Here is an 18,960-nt window from a genome sequence, read left to right on the forward strand (position 1 = left end):
TGTGCGTGATGTCTGTTACCGGTTGATATTGACTGGTAATGGAACAGCGCCCCGGCGCTGGCGGCACAGCGCACTTAGAGGAGGCACTCCATGCGTGGAGCCACGCACGCCAAATGGGCCGCTGGCGCGGCGGCGATCGCCCTGGCGGCGACCGCCTGCGGAAGCGGCGGCGGCGGTGGCGGCGGTGGCGGCGGCAGCGGCTCCGGAATCGTGAGTTCCTCCTGGGGCGACCCGCAGAACCCGCTGGAGCCGGCCAACACCAACGAGGTGCAGGGCGGCAAGGTCCTCGACATGATCTTCCGGGGTCTGAAGCGGTACGACGCCAAGACCGGCGCGGCCCAGGACATGCTGGCGCAGAAGATCGACACCTCGGACTCGCAGAACTTCACGATCACGGTCAAGAGCGGCTGGAAATTCAGCAACGGCGAGGCCGTCACCGCCCAGTCCTTCGTGGACGCCTGGAACTACGGCGCGAGCCTGAAGAACAACCAGAAGAACGCGTACTTCTTCGGGTACATCGACGGGTACGACAAGGTCCACCCCGACACCGGCACACAGAGCGCGGACAAGCTGTCCGGGCTCAAGGTCACCGGCACCGACACCTTCACCGTGAAGCTCAACCAGAAGTTCTCGACGTTCCCCGACACCCTCGGATACGTCGCCTACGCGCCGCTGCCCAAGGCGTTCTTCAACGACCACGCGGCCTGGCTGAAGAAGCCGGTCGGCAACGGACCCTACTCCGTCGACTCGTACAGCAAGGGATCCTTGATGTCCCTGCGGAAGTGGGACGGCTACCCCGGCACGGACAAGGCGCAGAACGACGGGGTGGACCTGAAGGTCTACACCGACAACAACACCGCCTACACCGACCTGATCGCCGGCAACCTCGACCTCGTCGACGACGTGCCCGCCTCCCAGCTCAAGAACGTGAAGAGCGACCTCGGGGGCCGCTACATCAACACACCGGCCGGCATCATCCAGACACTCGCCTTCCCGTTCTACGACAAGAACTGGGACAAGAGCGGGTCGGAGAAGGTCCGCAAGGGCCTGTCCATGGCGATCGACCGCGACCAGATCACGAACACGATCTTCCAGAAGACCCGCACCCCGGCCACCGACTGGACCTCACCGGTGCTCGGCAAGGACGGCGGCTTCCAGGACGGACTGTGCGGCGGTTCCTGCACGTACAACCCGACCGAGGCCAAGAAGCTGATCCAGGAGGGCGGCGGTCTGCCCGGCGGCCAGCTCAAGATCTCCTACAACGCGGACACCGGCTCCCACAAGGAGTGGGTGGACGCCGTCTGCCACTCCGTCAACAACGCCATGGGCAACGACAAGGCCTGCGTCGGCAACCCGATCGGCACCTTCGCCGACTTCCGCAACCAGATCACCCAGCACAAGATGTCGGGCCCCTTCCGGGCCGGCTGGCAGATGGACTACCCGCTGATCCAGAACTTCCTGCAGCCGCTGTACTACACGAACGCCTCCTCCAACGACGGCAAGTGGTCCAACAAGGACTTCGACAAGCTCGTCGACCGGGCGAACGCCGAGACCGACCGGGCCAAGGCCGTCTCGCTCTTCCAGCAGGCCGAGGGCGTCGTGCGGGACAACATGGCCGCGATCCCGCTCTGGTACCAGAACGGCAGCGCGGGCTACTCGGACCGCGTCTCCCACGTGGCGCTCAACCAGTTCAGCGTCCCCGTCTACAACGAGATCAAGGTCAGCTGAGCCGAAGGGCGGGCAGTCCCGGGCAGTCCTGGGCGCCCGCCCGCACCTATCTCCGGAGCCCTCATGGGACGGTACGTGATCCGGCGCCTGCTGCAGATGATCCCGGTCTTCATCGGTGCCACGCTGTTGATCTTCCTGATGGTGAACGTGATGGGCGACCCCATCGCGGGTCTGTGCGGCGAGCGGCAGTGCGATCCCGCCACCGCCACCCAGCTGCGCAAGGAGTTCGGTCTCGACCAGCCGGTGTGGCAGCAGTACCTGACCTACATGGGCAACGTCTTCACCGGCGACTTCGGCACCGCCTTCAACGGACAGCCCGTCACGGAGCTGATGGGGTCCGCGTTCCCGGTCACCATCCGGCTGACGATCGTCGCGATCCTCTTCGAGATCGTCATCGGCATCACGCTCGGCGTCATCACGGGTCTGCGCCGCGGACGGCCCGTCGACTCGGGGGTCCTGCTGCTGACCCTCGTCGTCATCTCGGTGCCCACCTTCGTGACCGGCCTGCTGCTCCAGCTGCTGCTGGGCGTCGAGTGGGGCTGGATCAAACCCTCGGTCTCCCCGGACGCCGCCTTCGGCGAACTGATCGTGCCCGGCCTGGTCCTCGCCTCCGTGTCGCTCGCCTACGTGACCCGCCTGACCCGGACCTCCATCGCGGAGAACAGGCGGTCCGACTACGTCCGTACGGCCGTCGCCAAGGGCCTGCCCCGGCGCCGGGTCATCACCAAGCACCTGCTGCGCAACTCGCTGATCCCCGTGGTCACCTTCATCGGCACGGACATCGGCGCCCTCATGGGCGGCGCGATCGTCACCGAGCGGATCTTCAACATCCACGGCGTCGGCTTCCAGCTCTACCAGGGCATCCTGCGCCAGAACACCCAGACCGTCGTCGGTTTCGTGACCGTCCTGGTCATCGTCTTCCTGGTCGCCAACCTGCTCGTAGACCTCCTCTACGCCGTACTCGACCCGAGGATCCGCTATGCCTGAGCAGCCGCCGTTCGACCAGCAGGGCGCCATCGCCGCGACCGGGATGGGCGGCGCCATGGACCTCGCCGCCAGCGAGGCCGAGACCCTGGAGAGGACCCCCGGAGGACCGCTGGGCACGGGCCCGCAGGAGAAGCCCAGGAGCCTGTGGTCCGACGCCTGGCGGGACCTGCGGCGCAACCCCGTCTTCATCGTCGCCGGACTGGTCATCCTCTTCCTGGTCGTCATCTCCATCTGGCCCTCGTTGATCGCCGGCCAGAACCCCCTCAAGTGCGACCTCGCCAAGGCCCAGCAGGGCTCGCAGCCGGGCCACCCCTTCGGGTTCGACGGACAGGGCTGCGACGTCTACACACGGACGGTGTACGGGACCCGGGTCTCGATCACGGTCGGCGTCTGCGCCACCCTCGGCGTCGCGATCCTCGGCTCCGTACTCGGCGGCCTCGCCGGGTACTTCGGCGGGGCGTCGGACGGGGTCCTGTCCCGGATCACCGACATCTTCTTCGCGATCCCCGTCGTGCTCGGCGGTCTGGTCCTCCTGTCCGTGGTGACCAGCAACACGGTCTGGCCCGTCATCGGGTTCATGGTGCTGCTCGGCTGGCCCCAGATCTCCCGGATCGCGCGCGGTTCCGTCATCACCACCAAGCAGAACGACTACGTACAAGCCGCCCGCGCCCTCGGCGCCTCCAACTCCCGGCTGCTGCTGCGGCACATCACGCCCAACGCGATCGCGCCGGTGATCGTCGTGGCGACCATCGCGCTCGGCACGTACATCTCGCTGGAGGCGACGCTCTCCTACCTCGGGGTCGGCCTCAAGCCCCCGACGGTGTCCTGGGGAATCGACATCTCCTCGGCGTCCGCGTACATCCGCCAGGCCCCGCACATGCTGCTGTGGCCCGCCGGCGCCCTCGCGATCACCGTGCTCGCGTTCATCATGCTCGGCGACGCGGTGCGCGACGCCCTCGACCCGAAGCTGAGGTGACCGCCGTGCTGCTCGAAGTGCGCGACCTGCACGTGGAGTTCAGAACCAGGGACGGGGTCGCCAAGGCCGTCAACGGAGTCACCTACGGCGTGGACGAGGGCGAGACGCTCGCCGTGCTCGGCGAGTCCGGCTCGGGCAAGTCCGTGACCGCGCAGGCCGTGATGGGCATCCTCGACATGCCGCCCGGCAGGATCACCGGCGGCGAGATCCTCTTCCAGGGCAAGGACCTGCTGAAGTTCAAGGAGGACGAGCGGCGCAAGGTGCGCGGCGCCGAGATGGCGATGATCTTCCAGGACGCGCTGTCCTCCCTGAACCCGGTGCTCAGCGTCGGCGACCAGCTCGGCGAGATGTTCACCGTGCACCGCGGGATGTCCCGCAAGGACGCCCGGGCCAAGGCGGTCGAGCTGATGGACCGGGTACGGATCCCGGCCGCCGCCCAGCGGGTGCGCGACTATCCGCACCAGTTCTCCGGAGGCATGCGCCAGCGCATCATGATCGCCATGGCGCTGGCCCTCGAACCCGCGCTGATCATCGCCGACGAACCCACCACCGCCCTCGACGTCACGGTTCAGGCCCAGGTCATGGACCTCCTCGCCGAGCTGCAGCGCGAGCTCAACATGGGGCTCATCCTCATCACCCACGACCTCGGCGTGGTCGCCGACGTCGCGGACCGGATCGCCGTGATGTACGCGGGCCGGATCGTCGAGTCGGCGCCGGTCCACGACATCTACAAGGCCCCGGCCCACCCCTATACGAAGGGCCTGCTGGAGTCGATCCCCCGGCTCGACCAGAAGGGCCACGAGCTCTACGCCATCAAGGGCCTGCCGCCGAACCTGATGCACATCCCGCCCGGCTGCGCCTTCAACCCCCGCTGCCCGATGGCCCAGGACATCTGCCGGACCGAGGTGCCGCCGCTCGCCGAGGTGGACGAGGGGGGCGGCGAGCGCACCAGCGCCTGCTTCTTCTGGCGGGAGACGCTCGACGCCGGGACCACCGGGGGAGGCCCCCGTGCCTGAGGCACTGCTGGAGGTCAGCGGACTGGTCAAGCACTACCCGCTCACGCGGGGAATCCTCTTCAAGAAGCAGATCGGCGCGGTCAGGGCCGTCGACGGGGTCGACTTCCACCTCGGCCGTGGCGAGACCCTCGGCATCGTCGGGGAGTCCGGCTGCGGCAAGTCCACGGTCGCGAAGATGCTGGTCAACCTGGAGCGGCCGACCGCCGGGGTGATCAAGTACAAGGGCGAGGACATCACCCGGCTGTCCGGCCGCGCCCTCAAGGCCGTCCGCCGCAACATCCAGATGGTCTTCCAGGACCCGTACACCTCGCTCAACCCCCGGATGACCGTCGGCGACATCATCGGGGAGCCGTACGAGATCCACCCCGAGGTCGCGCCGAAGGGCGACCGCCGGAAGCGTGTCCAGGACCTGCTGGACGTGGTCGGGCTCAACCCCGAGTACATCAACCGCTATCCGCACCAGTTCTCCGGCGGCCAGCGCCAGCGCATCGGCATCGCGCGGGGGCTGGCGCTGCGCCCGGAGATCATCGTCGCGGACGAGCCGGTCTCCGCGCTCGACGTCTCCGTGCAGGCTCAGGTGATCAACCTGATGGCGAGGCTCCAGGACGAGTTCGACCTCAGCTACGTGTTCATCGCGCACGACCTCTCCATCGTGCGGCACATCTCCGACCGGGTCGGCGTCATGTACCTCGGGCGGATCGTGGAGACGGGCAGGGACGCCGAGATCTACGACCATCCGACGCATCCCTACACCCAGGCCCTGCTCTCCGCCGTGCCCGTGCCCGACCCCGAGGCCCGCGAGCACCGTGAGCGGATCATCCTCAGCGGAGATGTGCCCTCCCCGGCGAACATCCCGTCCGGCTGCCGCTTCCGCACCCGCTGCTGGAAGGCGCAGGAGCGGTGCGCGCTGGAGGTGCCGCTGCTCGCCGTGCCCGCGGAGTTCCGCCACACCGAGGGGCCGGCCGCGCACGCCTCGGCCTGCCATTTCGCCGAGGAGAAGCAGGTCGTACCGCCCGAGGGAGCACTGGACGACACACCGCCCAGGGCGCCGGACGGCCCGTCGGACGAGCGTACATAGGCCGAAAAATGCGCATCAATTTCGTTAACACGCAGGCAACTTGGCTGTCGCGACACCGATATACGGACGCGTCAGTCTGAGCAGCGTACGGCCGTGCGGGTGCCGTAGACCGGCCGGAGCGCGCCATGTCGCTCCGGCCGGTCGCACGAACGGACCCGGCCGCCGGTCCTCAGCGCATCCCGAGCGAGCGCTTCAGGAAGTCCACCTGGAGCAGCAGCAGGTTCTCCGCGACCTGCTCCTGCGGGGTCATGTGCGTCACGCCCGAGAGCGGCAGGACTTCGTGCGGGCGGCCCGCGGCCAGCAGTGCCGAGGACAGCCGCAGCGCGTGGGCCACCACCACGTTGTCGTCGGCCAGTCCGTGCACGATCATCAGCGGTCGGTGGGGCTCGGCGGGCTCGGACAGCCCTCCTTCGGTGATCAGCGAGCTCTTCGCGTACGCCCGTGCCGCCGTCGCCGGGTCGCCGAGGTACCGCTCCGTGTAGTGGGTGTCGTACAGCCGCCAGTCCGTGACCGGGGCGCCCGCGATGCCCGCGTGGAAGACGTCCGGGCGGCGCAGTACGGCGAGCCCCGCGAGCCAGCCGCCGAACGACCAGCCGCGGATCGCCACCCGGGACAGGTCCAGCGGATACCTCTCGGCCAGTCCGTGCAGCGCGTCGATCTGGTCCTCGAGCGTGAGGGTGAAGTCGTCCCGGACCGCCTTCTCCCAGGCCGGGGAGCGGCCGGGGGTGCCGCGGCCGTCCGCGACGACCACCGCGAAGCCCTGGTCCGCGAACCACTGCGAGGTGAGGTGCGCGTTGTGCGCGGCCAGGACGCGGGAACCGTGCGGACCGCCGTAGGGATCCATCAGAACGGGCAGGGGGCTCTCGCCGTCGTAGTCCGTAGGCATAAGCAGGGCGCATGGGATTTTGCGTGCGCCCCCCTCGGTGAGCGTCACGCGCGGGGACAGACCGGGGTGTTCGGCGTACGAGGTGACGATCGCCGCCCGCTTGCCCTCCCGGAGCACCTGCACCTGGGTCCCCGGTTCGCCCGGCACCGCGGAGACGAGCACGGTCACCCGCCCGGAACGCACCGCCGAGTGCACCCCGGGCTCCTGGGAGAGGCGCTCGACCCCCAGCTCGTTGACCCGGTAGACGTGCACCTCCCCGGTCTCCGGGGAGGTCGCGGCCTCTCCCGCCGACGCCGCGACCAGCACATCGTCGTCCGAGACGTCGAGCACCGCCCGCACGTGCAACTGCGGTCCGGTCAGGAGGCGTTCGCCGAACGCGAGGACCCGCGCGCCGCCCTCGTCGGCGATCCGCACGAGCTGTCCGCCGGGGCTCCAGCAGGGCACTCCATGGAAAAGATCGAGCCATTGTCGATCTTCATCCGCGTGCACCATCCGCGTCCTCCCGGAGTCCGGGTCGACGGCCAGGAACAGTTGGCTGCGCTGGTCCCGGGCCTGCACCAGGATCAGCGGCGCACCCGCCGCTGACCAGTGGACATGCGCCAAGTACGGGTACTGCGCCCGGTTCCAGGCGACCTCCGTGCGCGTCCCGTCGAGGGCGATCACGAAGAGCCGTACGTCGGCGTTGTCCGTACCCGCCGACGGGTAGGCGACCTGCTGCGGAGCGTGTTCCGGCTGGGTTGGGTCGGAGATCCACCAGCGGCGTACGGGCGCGTCGTCGACGCGTGCGACGAGCAGCCGGTCCGACTCCGGCGACCACCAGAAGCCGCGGGAACGGTTCATCTCCTCCGCGGCGATGAACTCGGCCAATCCGTACGTCACCGACGCCGGGTCCGTCCCGGGGTCCCGCTGCGCGAGCGCCCGGTCGTCCTCGCCCTCCGCGCCGACGACCCGCAGCGCGCCCTTGGAGACATACGCGACGAGCCGTCCGTCGGGCGAGGGGCGTGGGTCGATCACCGGTCCGGGGACGCGGAGTTCACGTGCCGTACCGGCCCGCAGCTCCGCCGTGAAAAGCCGCCCTGACAAGGCGAAAGAGGCCAACTCCACGGCGTTGTCGGTGGCATAGCCGACCACTCCGGCGCCGCCCTCACGGCTGCGTTCGCGGCGCGCCCGCTCCGCGGCGGAGAGGCGCTCGCCGGCGCCTCCGAGCAGGGCTCCGGGATCGGCCGCGACGCGTTCCTGACCGCCCGCGACATCGAGGACCCACAGCTGGTTCGCCCGGTCCGTACCGGACGGGGACCTCAGGAACACGACCCGGGAACCGTCCGGGGAGACGGTGAACGCGCGGGGCGCGCCCAGGGTGAACCGCTGCGTCCGGGCGTACCGGCGGGGGAAGGAAAGAGGCTCGGTCGTCATGCCCCGACCATATTGGCCATGCGCCCCCTTGTGCGGCCGTGCGCCGATCAATGCGCGCGTACGGATAGTTATGATCACTAGCGGTGCGTGGGTAAGAACCTGCTGCCCGCTGTACGGAACGACCGACCCCCATGACCAACCCCCCATGTCCCTGGGATCTTTGGAGGTGATCCGCCGTGGCACTCTCGATTTCGGCGGTGGTGCTGCTGGCGATCATCGTCTTCATCCTGGTGAAGAAGTCGGGACTGAAGGCCGGGCACGCGGTCGTGTGCGTCCTGTTCGGCTTCTATCTCGCTTCCTCGACGGTCGCTCCCACCATCAGCGACCTCACGACGAACGTCGCGGACATGATCGGCAGCTTCAAGTTCTGACCCGCGGGGGAACGGGGGCTCCGTGGGACGAGCGACCGGAGCCCGTTCCGCCGCGCCGGTCAGCCCTCGGACGCGTACGTCACGAAGCCGGCCCACGCCTCCGGCGCCAGCGCGAGGCGGGGGCCGTCCACGTGCTTGGAGTCGCGGACGTGGACGGTGCCGGGGGTGGTGGCGATCTCGACGCAGGACTCGCCATCGGTGCCACCGCTGTAGCTGCTCTTGAACCACGCCGGTTCGGCGGCCTCGCGGATCATTTGTCTCCCAGCAGTTGCTCGATGAGGACCAGCGACTCCCGTGGTGGGAGAGCCTGCGCCCGGATGGTGCCATATCGCAGCTCAAGGATGCGCAGCTGTTTCGGGTCGGTGATCGGCCGCCCGTTGAAGGCACCGTCGGAACGTCCTGTCGCCGTCCCGTCCGGGAACTTCAGCAACTCGATCCTGCCGTCCAGGCCCGGATGGGGGTCGGTGTTCGTCGGCATGACCTGAAGTGTGACGCTGTTCAATCGCCCCAGTTCAAGCAGACGTTCGAGCTGCTGTCGCCAGACCATTGTGCCCCCAACCTGACGGTGCAGTGGAGCCTCTTCCAGCACGAAGTGGATCGGCGGGGACGGGTCTCGTTCGAAGACCGACCGCCGGGCCAGGCGAGCGGCGACCATGCGGTCCACGTTGTCCGGCGAGTACGGCGGCTGGGCTGCCTCGATCAAGGCGCGTGCATGCTCCGGAGTTTGCAACAACCCAGGGACGATGTTGCATTCGTACACCCCGATCTCGACCGCCTGCCCTTCCATCTTCGCCAGATCCCGCACCTTCTTCGGGTACCGGACCTTCGCCACGTCCTCCTTCATCGCCGAGAGCAGCCCACCCGCCGCCAGTACCTCGTCCGCCCTGTCCAGGAACTCGGGCTGGGGGATCCGCTTGCCGCCCTCGATCTTGTAGACCATGTCCTCGCCGTAGCCGACCGCCCTGCCGAACTCGGCCGCGCGCATCCCCACCGCCTCCCGCCGAAGCTTCAGCTGCCGCCCCACGGTCGCGACGACGGCCACCCCCCAGTCGTCGTCCGGGTCCACCTCCCAGCCCGGCTCGTCCGCCTCGCTCCTGAGCCGCCCCACGTCACCGTCCACACGCATCGCACACCCCTCCGCCGTACCGCCGAGCCTCAACGCCCCTACCCGTGAGCCCCGCCCGGACCGGCCGGACACGACCGGACAACGTCCGGACAGTCACCGTACGCACTGGTGCTGTCACTGTTCACGGTACGTGTGGGCGGCCACGCTGAGTCACGTGAACCAAGAAACCGCCGGCCCCGCCCAATCCACCACCCCCGTACGCAGTTTCAGCGTGCTCCTGTCGCCCACACCGCGCGGCGCCCGACTCGCGCGGCTGCTGGCCGTCGAGCAACTCCGGTCCTGGACACTCCCCTTGGACCCGGCGGCGCACATCGTCGCCGAACTGGCGGCCAACGCGGTGACGCACGGACGAGTTCCGGGACGGGACTTCCGGCTCACGCTCCACGTCGTCGGCGAGACCCTCCGCATCGAGGTCAGCGACACGCGCGGTGACCGTCTCCCGCGGGTGGGGCGCGCGGACCCGGACCCGGACGCGGTGTCGGGGCGGGGTCTCGTCCTCGTCGACGCCCTCGCCGACCGCTGGGGTACCGCACCGGGGCCGCCGCCGCGCAAGACGGTGTGGGCGGAGGTCGGCCTCCCACCGGAACCCGTCCGCCCGGGCTCCGGTGCCGGGAGCGGTCTTCCCCAAGGAACACGAGGGTGAAAGAACCCGACCGAGCCCCACCCCTCCCGCCCGCCGGGCGCTCTCACCCGCGAGGGTGAACATCACCGACTCGGCTGGATTCGGGGCCCGTTGCCTGCCCTACGCTCAGCGCGACACAACCGCAAACATGCGACGGCCCCCGCCGGGACGGCAATCCCAGTGCGAGGGCCTGACCACCCAGGAAGATAAGAGCTTCCCGATGGATACGCAGAACCCTAGCGTGCGCCCGCACGCCCAGCCCGGGCTTGCCGGTAACACGCACCCGAACCGGCGCCCCGCGCACTCCGGTGGTCTCACGCACGACAACACCCGCCACACCACCCGCTTCACGGTGATCGGCAACCACCTCGCCCAGCACCCCGAGCTCTCGCTGCTCGCGATCGGGCTGGCCGTGCACCTCCAGTCGCTGCCGAAGGGGGCCCGGGTCGACATCAAGACCCTCACCGCGCGCTTCCCCGAGGGCGCGACCCGTATCGCCGCCGCCCTGCGCGAGCTGGAGGCCCACCGTTATCTGCGGCGCGTTCGCGAACGCGTCCCCGGCGGCCGCATCGTCACCCGCACGGTCTCCTGCAACCAGCCCGGACGCGGCCGGGAGGAGGAGCCCGTGCGGTCCGCCCCGGCTCGCCCGGCGGTGGCCCGCAAGCGCGAGGAGCGCGCACCCCGCAAGCCGCTCCCCGCCGTACCACGTCCCGTCTGCCCGGCGCCCGCCCTCCTGCGGACGGCCACCGACCTTCTCGCGGACCTCCGCCGCCACGATCCCCGCCTGCTGCTCTCCGCCTGCGACACGGCTCACCTCGCCCCCGGTGTCGCCGCCTGGCTGGAGCGCGACGTCAGCCCCGGCGCCGTACGCCATGCGCTGACCAGTGATCTGCCACCCGAAGGGCTCCGACGCCCGGCTGCCCTGCTCGCGCACCGGCTCGCCGCCCAGCTGCCGCCTCCGCCGCCGTTCCGCGCCCCCACGCGGCCGCCGGGCGTCCGGCACCCGCTCCAGACCTGCGACGGCTGCGAACGGGCCTTCCGGGCGCCCGACCCCGGCCGCTGCCGCGACTGCCGGTCCGCCCTCCGGGCGGCCGTCTGATGCGAAGCCGCCGCCTCCGTGTCCGCTTTTGAGCGTCCCGCCCCACTTGCTCGCCGACCGCGCGAGAAGTCCGGTCACCGGCCGGCGCTCGTGTGCTCGGCGTCTTCGACCGACCCGGAGTGACCAGAGGCCGGGCAGCGCCCGGGGGGACGGGCGCCTCGTAGGGTGGGTGCCATGACGGAACTGCCCGACCGGCGTCTGCTCCTGGTGCACGCGCACCCGGACGACGAGTCGATCAACAACGGCGCGACCATGGCCAGGTACACGGCCGAGGGCGCCCTCGTGACGCTGGTGACCTGCACCCTCGGCGAGGAGGGCGAGGTCATTCCGCCCGGACTCGCGCACCTCGCACCCGACCGGGAGGGCGGGCTCGGCCCGCACCGCGTCGGTGAGCTGGCCGCCGCCATGAAGGAGCTCGGGGTCACCGACCACCGCTTCCTCGGGGGCCCCGGCCGCTTCCGCGACTCCGGGATGATGGGCGTCGAGCAGAACCACCGCGCGGGCGCCTTCTGGTCCGCCGACGTGGACGAGGCCGCCACCCACCTCGTCGAGGTGATCCGTGAGGTGCGCCCCCACGTGCTCGTCACCTATGACCCCGACGGAGGCTACGGGCACCCCGACCACATCCAGGCGCACCGCGTCGCCCTGCGCGCCACCGAACTGGCCGCGGACCCCGCCGTCCGCCCCGACCTCGGCGCACCCTGGGAGATCGCCAAGGTCTACTGGAACCGTGTACCCCGCTCGGTCGCCGAGGACGGCTTCGCGCGGCTGCGTGAGGCCCTCCCGGGGCTGCCCTTCGACGCGTCCGCCGCCCTGGACGACGTACCGGGTGTCGTCGACGACGCGGTGATCACCACCGAGATCGACGGGACCGCGTACGCCGCCGCGAAGGCCGCCGCCCTGCGGGCGCACGCCACCCAGATCGAGGTCGCCGAGCCCTGGTTCGCGCTCTCGAACGCGCTTGCCCAGCCACTTTTCACCACCGAGTACTACCAGTTGGTGCGCGGGGAGCGCGCCGGAGCGGACCGGGAGACCGATCTGTTCGCCGGCACCGGTGACCGGACGGAGACGGAGACACGATGAGTACGAGCGGACAGCGTGGGAGCGCGCTCGCCCAGCCACTGCGGACCCCCTCGCCCGGGCGGGCGGCCGCCTACACGGGGCTGTTCGTGCTCGGCGCCGTGGTCGGGACGGCCGGAACACTGGTCCAGTCCGGCTGGTTCCCGGGCGGCCTGCTGCTCGCCCTGGTGGGCGCGGCCGGGCTCTTCCTGGGCGGCTCGAGGGCCACCGGCTCCCGGGCCGGCGCCGTCGCGCCCGCCGCGGGCTGGATGGTCGCGGTCGTGCTGCTCACCGCCACCCGTCCGGAAGGGGACTTCCTCTTCGGCGCGGGCCTCGGCTCGTACCTCTTCCTGCTCGGCGGGATGGCTGTCGCTGTGATCTGCGCCACCCTCGGGCTGGGGCGGCAACCGGACCGCTCCGGCGTCCGACTTGGGAAGTGACGTACCACTTCGCCGTATCGGACCGGTGCGGGTCCTGTGGCAGTTTCCTTCGCGGGCGAGGTTTGCGGGCCGGAGACGGCCAGTATGGTGGTGCGCGCCGCCGAGCTGCCCGAGATGAGGTCGAGTAAACGGGCGGCGGAGCCAACCGGGAGAACCTGCCTTGAGTCGTGAAACTGACAGTTCGTCCTCCGGGCCCAACGGGCGCGGTGGAGCCGCGTACCCGTCGGGGACGCCCCCGTACGGGACCCCCATGGCTTCCGAGATCGGTGCCGACGCGGGCCGTTCGGCCGGCGGCACCCCGCCGGAGGAGCGCAAGACCGAGACCACACTGACGACACGGATCCGGATCAACATCCCCGGATCGCGGCCCATCCCGCCGGTCGTCGTCCGCACACCGGTCGGGGACGCCGACGCGCCCGCCGAGCCCGCGGCCCCCACGGGACCGCCCGCGGAGACGCAGCGCGCCATAAGTCCGCCGGCGGCCGCGGCCCCCGCGACCGACGGTGCGGCCGAGGCCGGGGAGAAGTCCAGCGACTGGTTCGCACCGCGCAAGTCCGGTGCGCCCAAGGGCGGCCCGGGCGGCGGGTCCACCAACGGCGCCGGCCTGCCCGGCGGTTCGGGTCCTGCCGCCCCCGCGGCGCCACAGGGCGCGGGTGCGCCGGGCGGCCCGGGAGCCGGCGGCGCACGTCCGGGTGCTCCGGGCGGCAACGGCACTCCGGGTGCTCCCGGTGGCGCGAACGGTGCCGGTCCGCTGGGCATCACCGGCGGGGTCCGTCCCGGCGGGGCGAACATTCCCCGTCCCGGCGGGGGCGGCGCCACCGGCGCCGGACCGGTGGCCCCCGGTCACGGCGGCGGTACCGGTTCCTTCGACGTCTCCGCGGCGCTGGGCAACACGGCGTCCTTCCCGGCCATCGGCAGCGACGGGCCGGGTGGTCCGGGCGGCAACGGCGGTCCGGCCGGCAACGGCGGTCCGGCCGGCAACGGCGGCGTGGGCGGCTCCGGCGGTCCGGGCGGCGAACCGCGCCGCGACGACCTCCCGTACTTCGCGGAGAACTTCTCCGACAACGGCATGGGCGGCCCGGCGAGTCCGACCGGCGGTCCGGTCACCGGAGACGGCCCGAGGGTGCCCCCGGCCGGCCCGGGCGTGGCTCCGGGCAGCCTGGCGGCGGGTGGACCGGGTGGACCGGGTGGACCGGGTGGACCGGGTGGACCGGGTGGACCGGGCGGTGCGCGTGGTCACGGCGGACCGGGTGGAGCCGGCGGGCCCGGTGGCTTCGGTGGTCCGAGCACGGGAACCGGCTACTCCGGGGGCGGTCTCAGCGACGACACCGCGATCCTCACCCCGCAGAAGCCCGCGCCCGACCCGGGCGGCCACGGCTACGGCGGCCCCGGGAACAACGTCTCCGGTCACACCCTGACGAGCGGCATCCCCGTCGTACCGCCCGCCCCGAACTCCCCGTTCGGACCGGGCACGCACACCGACGGCCCGCTGCCGCACACCCCGCCGAAGGCGCCCGAGCCGGCCCCGAAGCCGGCCGCGTCGTCCAAGCCGGCCAAGAAGAAGGGCCGCAACAAGCCGGCCCTGCTGGGCGTCCTCGTGGTGGTCCTCGCCGGTGGCGCCTACGGCGCCGGGCTCCTGATGAACCACTCGGACGTGCCCAAGGGCACCACCGTGCTCGGCGTCGACATCGGCGGCGGCACCCGGGACGAGGCGGTCAAGAAGCTCGACGACGCCTTCGGAGCCAATACGAACAAGCCGCTCAAACTGGCGGTGAACGGCACCACGGTCACACTCAAGCCGGACCAGGCAGGGCTCCAGCTGGACAGCCAGGCCACCGTCCGCGCCGCCGCGGGCAGCGACTACAACCCCGTCTCCGTGATCGGCTCGCTGTTCGGCCAGAAGCGCGTCGTCGAGCCGAGCATGCCCGTCGACAAGGAGAAGCTGCAGGCCGCCCTGGAGCACGTCGGGGGCGGCGCCGGCTCGGCGAACGACGGCACGATCAGGTTCGAGTCCGGCAAGGCCGTCGCCGTCTACGGCAAGACGGGCAAGGGCGTCGACGTGGCGGCCTCCGCCCAGGCCGTCGAGGACGCGTACCGCACGCAGGTCGAGACCGGCGCGGCCACCCCGGTGAAGGTCGCCACCACGACCCGTCAGCCGACCGTCTCGGACGCCGAGGTCGACCGGATGATGGCGAAGTTCGCCCAGCCCGCGATGTCGGCTCCCGTGACCGTGCGGACGGACGTGGCGCACTCGATCCCGCTGAGCCCGCAGAAGTCGCTGTGGAAGTTCCTCCGGGTGACGGCCACCGACGGCAAGCTCGTCGACAAGCCCGACCTGAACGCCCTGAAGGCGCTCTACGGCCAGACGTTCGACGGTGTGCTCATCACCCGGGGCAACGGCGAGAAGACGCCCGTCACGCCCGAGGACGTCTACGGCGCCCTGCGCCAGGCGCTGATGAGCAAGACCGACCGGGTCGCGGTCATCGCCACGAACCCGAGCTAGGCCCGTTCTCACCGTACGAGGGGGGCGTCCACCGGGCGCCCCCCTCGCCGTGTCCGCCACTGTGTCCGCCGCCGCGTCCGTCACCCGCTCCGTATGACATCTGTCATCCGGCACTCGGGACCGCCGACACTGCCCGGCGCCCGGCCCCCGCGGCCACCATGGGTGCCATGACAACGACAGCGGCACCGCCGACCACCCCGGTGGTCGGATTCGACCAGGTGACCAAGACGTACGGCAGCGTGCGTGCCGTGGACGGGCTCACGCTCGACCTGCACCCGGGCGAGACCGTCGCCCTGCTGGGGCCGAACGGAGCGGGCAAGTCGACCACCCTGGACCTGCTCCTCGGCCTCAAGCACGCCGACAGCGGCGCCGTCCGGGTGTTCGGCACCAGCCCCCGTGAGGCCATCGTCGGCGGCCGGGTGGGCGCCATGCTGCAGAGCGGCGGCCTGATGGACGAGGTGACGGTCGTCGAACTGGTCAAGCTCGCCTGCCAGTTGCACCCGAAGCCGTACAGGGTCACCGAGGTGCTGGCCCGCGCGGGCATCTCGCAGATCGCCGACCGCAAGGTCAACAAGCTCTCCGGCGGCCAGGAACAGCGCGTCCGCTTCGCGCTCGCGACCGCCGGGGCCAACGATCTGATCGTGCTCGACGAACCCACCACGGGCATGGACGTCTCCGCCCGCCAGGCATTCTGGGCCACCATGCGCGAACAGGCCGAACAGGGCCGGACCGTGCTGTTCGCCACGCACTACCTGGAAGAGGCCGACGCCATCGCCGACCGGGTGCTCGTGCTCCACCGGGGCCGGCTGCTGGCCGACGGCACCGCCGCCGAGATCAAGGCGAAGGCCGGCGCCCGTCGGATCGCCTTCGACCTGGAAGACCCCATCGACGAGACCTCGCTGCGGGCACTGCCCTTCCTGACGACGATCGACGTGTCCGGGCACACCGTCCGCATCCAGTCCTCCGACGCCGACGCGACCGTGCACGCGCTGTACGGGCTCGGCCTCTACCCCCGCAATCTCGAAGTCGCCGGGCTCGGCCTGGAGCAGGCCTTCGTCGCCATCACCGCCGCCGAGGAGGCGAAGTCGCAGTGAGCAGCCTCATCCGCCTCGAAATCACCCGGGCCCTGCGCAACAAGAAGTTCCTGTTCTTCTCGGTGGTCTACCCCTCGGCCCTGTTCCTGCTGATCGCGGGCAGCGCCGACGACACCACCAAGGTCGACGGCACCGGGCTCACCCTGCCGACCTTCTTCATGGTCTCCATGGCCTCCTTCGGCGCGCTGACGGCCGTCCTGATGGGCAACAGCGAGCGGATCGCCAAGGAGCGCGAGAGCGGCTGGGTACGGCAGCTCAGGCTGACCACGCTGCCCGGCCGCGGCTACGTCCTGGCGAAGACCGCCAGCGCCGCCGTCATCAGCCTGCCGTCGATCGTGGTCGTCTTCGTGGTCGCCGCCGCCGTGAAGCACGTACGGCTGGACTCCTGGCAGTGGCTCGCCCTCACCGGCGCGATCTGGGCCGGCAGCCTCGTCTTCGCCGCGCTCGGCGTGGCCGTCGGCTATCTGGCGAGCGGTGACGCGGTCCGCCCGATCACGATGATCCTGTACTTCGGACTGTCGGTGCTCGGCGGTCTGTGGATGCCCTCGACCACGTTCCCCGACTGGCTGCAGAAGATCGCGTCCTGGCTGCCGACCCACGCGTACGCTGCCCTCGGGCGGTCGATCGAGCTGGGCGACGCCCCGCACGCGAAGGACCTCGCCATCCTCGCCGTGTCCTTCCTCCTCTTCGCGGGCGGCGCGGCCTGGCTGTACCGGAAGGACACGCTGAAAGCGTGAGCAGCGTCGGCATCGGGCAACCCCCGCAGAACCACAGACAGCGGTTGGTCAAGGCCGTCTGGACGGGCATCTGGCTCGTCTATCTGAGCGCGCCCGTCAGCGACCTGGTGCACGGCGGCCACAGCACCGGTGTCGTCGTGCTCGGCTGGATCGGCCTGGTGGTCTTCGTCGCCTGGTACGCGATGCTGGTCTTCCGTACCGGCCGCGGCGAGGCCACCCCCCTGGTGCTGGGCTCGCTGGCGGTACTGGCGGCCCAGTCCGGCCTCCTCGCCCTCAGCCTGGGGCGGGAGTGGCTCGTCCTGTTCGTGTACGTCTCGATCGCGTCCGGCGCCGTGCTCCCGCTGCGGATGTCCCGATGGGCCATCCCGGCCGTGTCCGCCCTGCTGACGGCGATCGCGCTGGCGGTCCCGGACGGCAAGGCGTATCTGGCGGGACTGCTCATCCCGGCCTTCCTCGGCGGGTTCGCGATGACCGGCGTACGCGAACTGGTCCGCACGACGATCGCGTTGCGCGAGGCCCGTGCGACGGTCGCCCAACTGGCCGCGAACGAGGAGCGCCTGAGGCTGGCCAGGGACCTGCACGACCTGCTCGGCCACTCGCTGTCGCTCATCACGCTCAAGAGCGAGCTGGCCGGACGGATGCTCCCCGGCCAGCCCGAGAAGGCGGCCCAGCAGGTCGCCGACATCGAACAGGTCAGCCGGCAGGCCCTGGTCGACGTGCGCGAAGCGGTCACCGGCTACCGCAGGCCCCGGCTGTCCGGCGAACTCGCCGGTGCCCAGGTCGCGTTGACCGCGGCCGGCGTCACCGCGGACCTGCCGACCGAACCGGACCGCGCCGACCTCGCCGGCATCGCCGAGGAGAGCGAGTCCGCGCTGGCCTGGGCGCTGCGCGAGGCGATCACCAACGTCGTACGGCACAGCGGGGCCCGGCGCTGCGCGGTGGAGCTCGTCCGCCGTCAGACGCTGGACGGGCCGGTGCTCGAACTGGTCGTGGAGGACGACGGCTCGGGCGGTTCCGGCGACGGCCCCGGAAACGGGCTCACGGGCCTGTCCGAGCGCCTGGAGAAGGCCGGCGGGACGCTGGAGGCGGGCCGGGTGCGCCGGGGCTTCCGGCTGGTCGCCAGGGTGCCGGCCGAGGCCCCTGCCGACGCCGGGGGGCACCCCGTAGGATCCGGTGCATGAGCCGCACGATCAAGGTCCTGCTCGCCGAGGACCAGTCGATGGTCCGCGAGGCGCTGGCGGCCCTGTTGGGTCTCGAACCGGACATCGAGGTGGTCGCCCAGGTGGCGCGCGGCGACGAGGTGCTGGCCGCGGCACGCGCGTACGACGTCGACGTGGCGCTCCTCGACATCGAGATGCCGGGAAAGACGGGCATCGAGGCCGCGGCCGAGGTCCACAGGGAACTCCCCGGCATCAAGCTGCTCATCCTCACCACCTTCGGACGCCCCGGCTATCTCCGCAGCGCCATGGAGTCCGGCGCCGACGCCTTCCTGGTCAAGGACGCCCCGGCGGCCCAACTCGCCGCCGCGGTACGCAAGGTGCTCGCCGGGGAGCGCGTCATCGACCCCAGCCTGGCGGCCGCGGCCCTCGCCGAGGGCGCCAACCCGCTGACCGACCGCGAGCGCGAGGTGCTGCGCGCGGCGGCCGACGGTTCCACGAACGCGGAGCTGGCCAAGGCACTTCACCTCTCCCAGGGCACGGTCCGCAACTACCTCTCCACGGCGATCCAGAAACTCGCCGTCCGCAACCGCGCGGAGGCGGTGCGGATCGCCCGGGAGAAGGGCTGGCTGTAGGCCGTGTCCGCCTCTCCCACCGGGGTCGGCGGG

General features: G+C 71.0%; 18 protein-coding genes. 15 read left to right on the forward strand and 3 right to left on the reverse strand.

The annotated features are described in order from the left end of the window. Window positions 1-90: 90 nt before the first annotated feature. The 5 genes from OHB41_RS29695 (at window position 91) to OHB41_RS29715 (ending at window position 5,785) form a co-directional block, all read left to right on the forward strand. Window positions 91-1,728 (forward strand): peptide ABC transporter substrate-binding protein, encoded by a 1,638-nt coding sequence (locus tag OHB41_RS29695; RefSeq protein WP_266701172.1) that lies wholly within the window; start codon window positions 91-93, stop codon window positions 1,726-1,728. Between the two features lie 63 nt (window positions 1,729-1,791). Then, window positions 1,792-2,715, forward strand: a complete 924-nt coding sequence (locus tag OHB41_RS29700) for an ABC transporter permease (protein WP_266701173.1) — start codon at window positions 1,792-1,794, stop codon at window positions 2,713-2,715. Then, window positions 2,708-3,691: an ABC transporter permease gene (locus OHB41_RS29705; protein WP_266701174.1), complete on the forward strand. Its 984-nt coding sequence runs from the start codon at window positions 2,708-2,710 to the stop codon at window positions 3,689-3,691. The genes OHB41_RS29700 and OHB41_RS29705 overlap by 8 nt, the downstream gene beginning before the upstream one ends. Before the next feature lie 5 nt (window positions 3,692-3,696). Beyond that, on the forward strand, window positions 3,697-4,707 hold the full coding sequence (locus tag OHB41_RS29710) for an ABC transporter ATP-binding protein (RefSeq protein ID WP_266701175.1): 1,011 nt from the start codon (window positions 3,697-3,699) through the stop codon (window positions 4,705-4,707). Beyond that, window positions 4,700-5,785 (forward strand): ABC transporter ATP-binding protein, encoded by a 1,086-nt coding sequence (locus OHB41_RS29715; protein ID WP_266701176.1) that lies wholly within the window; start codon window positions 4,700-4,702, stop codon window positions 5,783-5,785. The genes OHB41_RS29710 and OHB41_RS29715 overlap by 8 nt, the downstream gene beginning before the upstream one ends. A 169-nt stretch (window positions 5,786-5,954) precedes the next feature. Here the strand turns inward: OHB41_RS29715 and OHB41_RS29720 are convergent, their stop codons facing one another. Next, window positions 5,955-8,084 (reverse strand): prolyl oligopeptidase family serine peptidase, encoded by a 2,130-nt coding sequence (locus OHB41_RS29720; protein WP_266701177.1) that lies wholly within the window; start codon window positions 8,082-8,084, stop codon window positions 5,955-5,957. Between the two features lie 176 nt (window positions 8,085-8,260). On the opposite strand from OHB41_RS29720, the gene OHB41_RS29725 reads away from it, so the two are divergent. Then, on the forward strand, window positions 8,261-8,455 hold the full coding sequence (locus tag OHB41_RS29725) for a hypothetical protein (protein WP_148010299.1): 195 nt from the start codon (window positions 8,261-8,263) through the stop codon (window positions 8,453-8,455). A 59-nt stretch (window positions 8,456-8,514) separates the two neighbouring features. Here OHB41_RS29725 and OHB41_RS29730 read toward each other — a convergent pair whose 3' ends face one another. Both OHB41_RS29730 and OHB41_RS29735 read right to left on the reverse strand, forming a co-directional pair. After that, window positions 8,515-8,709, reverse strand: coding sequence for a DUF397 domain-containing protein (locus OHB41_RS29730; RefSeq protein WP_266701178.1), 195 nt, complete (start codon window positions 8,707-8,709; stop codon window positions 8,515-8,517). Then, window positions 8,706-9,581 (reverse strand): helix-turn-helix domain-containing protein, encoded by an 876-nt coding sequence (locus tag OHB41_RS29735; RefSeq protein ID WP_266701179.1) that lies wholly within the window; start codon window positions 9,579-9,581, stop codon window positions 8,706-8,708. Before OHB41_RS29735 ends, OHB41_RS29730 begins: the two co-directional genes overlap by 4 nt. A 154-nt stretch (window positions 9,582-9,735) precedes the next feature. On the opposite strand from OHB41_RS29735, the gene OHB41_RS29740 reads away from it, so the two are divergent. The 9 genes from OHB41_RS29740 to OHB41_RS29780 all read left to right on the forward strand — a co-directional run bounded on the left by OHB41_RS29740 (window position 9,736) and on the right by OHB41_RS29780 (window position 18,927). Next, window positions 9,736-10,224, forward strand: coding sequence for an ATP-binding protein (locus OHB41_RS29740; RefSeq protein ID WP_266701180.1), 489 nt, complete (start codon window positions 9,736-9,738; stop codon window positions 10,222-10,224). A 199-nt stretch (window positions 10,225-10,423) separates the two neighbouring features. Continuing rightward, window positions 10,424-11,302, forward strand: coding sequence for a helix-turn-helix domain-containing protein (locus OHB41_RS29745; protein WP_266701181.1), 879 nt, complete (start codon window positions 10,424-10,426; stop codon window positions 11,300-11,302). Between the two features lie 174 nt (window positions 11,303-11,476). Further along, window positions 11,477-12,385 carry an N-acetyl-1-D-myo-inositol-2-amino-2-deoxy-alpha-D-glucopyranoside deacetylase gene (mshB, locus tag OHB41_RS29750; protein WP_266701182.1) on the forward strand — a complete coding sequence of 303 codons (909 nt, stop codon included), beginning with the start codon at window positions 11,477-11,479 and terminating at the stop codon, window positions 12,383-12,385. Continuing rightward, window positions 12,382-12,801: a DUF6113 family protein gene (locus OHB41_RS29755; RefSeq protein WP_266701183.1), complete on the forward strand. Its 420-nt coding sequence runs from the start codon at window positions 12,382-12,384 to the stop codon at window positions 12,799-12,801. Before mshB ends, OHB41_RS29755 begins: the two co-directional genes overlap by 4 nt. Before the next feature lie 160 nt (window positions 12,802-12,961). After that, complete coding sequence (locus OHB41_RS29760) at window positions 12,962-15,304, forward strand: peptidoglycan binding domain-containing protein (RefSeq protein WP_266701184.1); 2,343 nt, start codon at window positions 12,962-12,964, stop codon at window positions 15,302-15,304. Between the two features lie 167 nt (window positions 15,305-15,471). Then, a complete protein-coding gene (locus tag OHB41_RS29765; protein WP_266701185.1) occupies window positions 15,472-16,398 on the forward strand; it encodes an ABC transporter ATP-binding protein in 927 nt (308 codons plus the stop codon). Next, window positions 16,395-17,135 (forward strand): ABC transporter permease, encoded by a 741-nt coding sequence (locus OHB41_RS29770; RefSeq protein WP_266701186.1) that lies wholly within the window; start codon window positions 16,395-16,397, stop codon window positions 17,133-17,135. Before OHB41_RS29765 ends, OHB41_RS29770 begins: the two co-directional genes overlap by 4 nt. After that, window positions 17,132-18,316 (forward strand): sensor histidine kinase, encoded by a 1,185-nt coding sequence (locus tag OHB41_RS29775; protein ID WP_266701187.1) that lies wholly within the window; start codon window positions 17,132-17,134, stop codon window positions 18,314-18,316. Before OHB41_RS29770 ends, OHB41_RS29775 begins: the two co-directional genes overlap by 4 nt. After that, on the forward strand, window positions 18,313-18,927 hold the full coding sequence (locus OHB41_RS29780; RefSeq protein WP_266701188.1) for a response regulator transcription factor: 615 nt from the start codon (window positions 18,313-18,315) through the stop codon (window positions 18,925-18,927). Before OHB41_RS29775 ends, OHB41_RS29780 begins: the two co-directional genes overlap by 4 nt. The last annotated feature ends 33 nt before the right edge of the window (window positions 18,928-18,960 follow it).

It is taken from the genome of Streptomyces sp. NBC_01571 (genome assembly GCF_026339875.1).
Classification (GTDB): Bacteria; Actinomycetota; Actinomycetes; order Streptomycetales; family Streptomycetaceae; genus Streptomyces.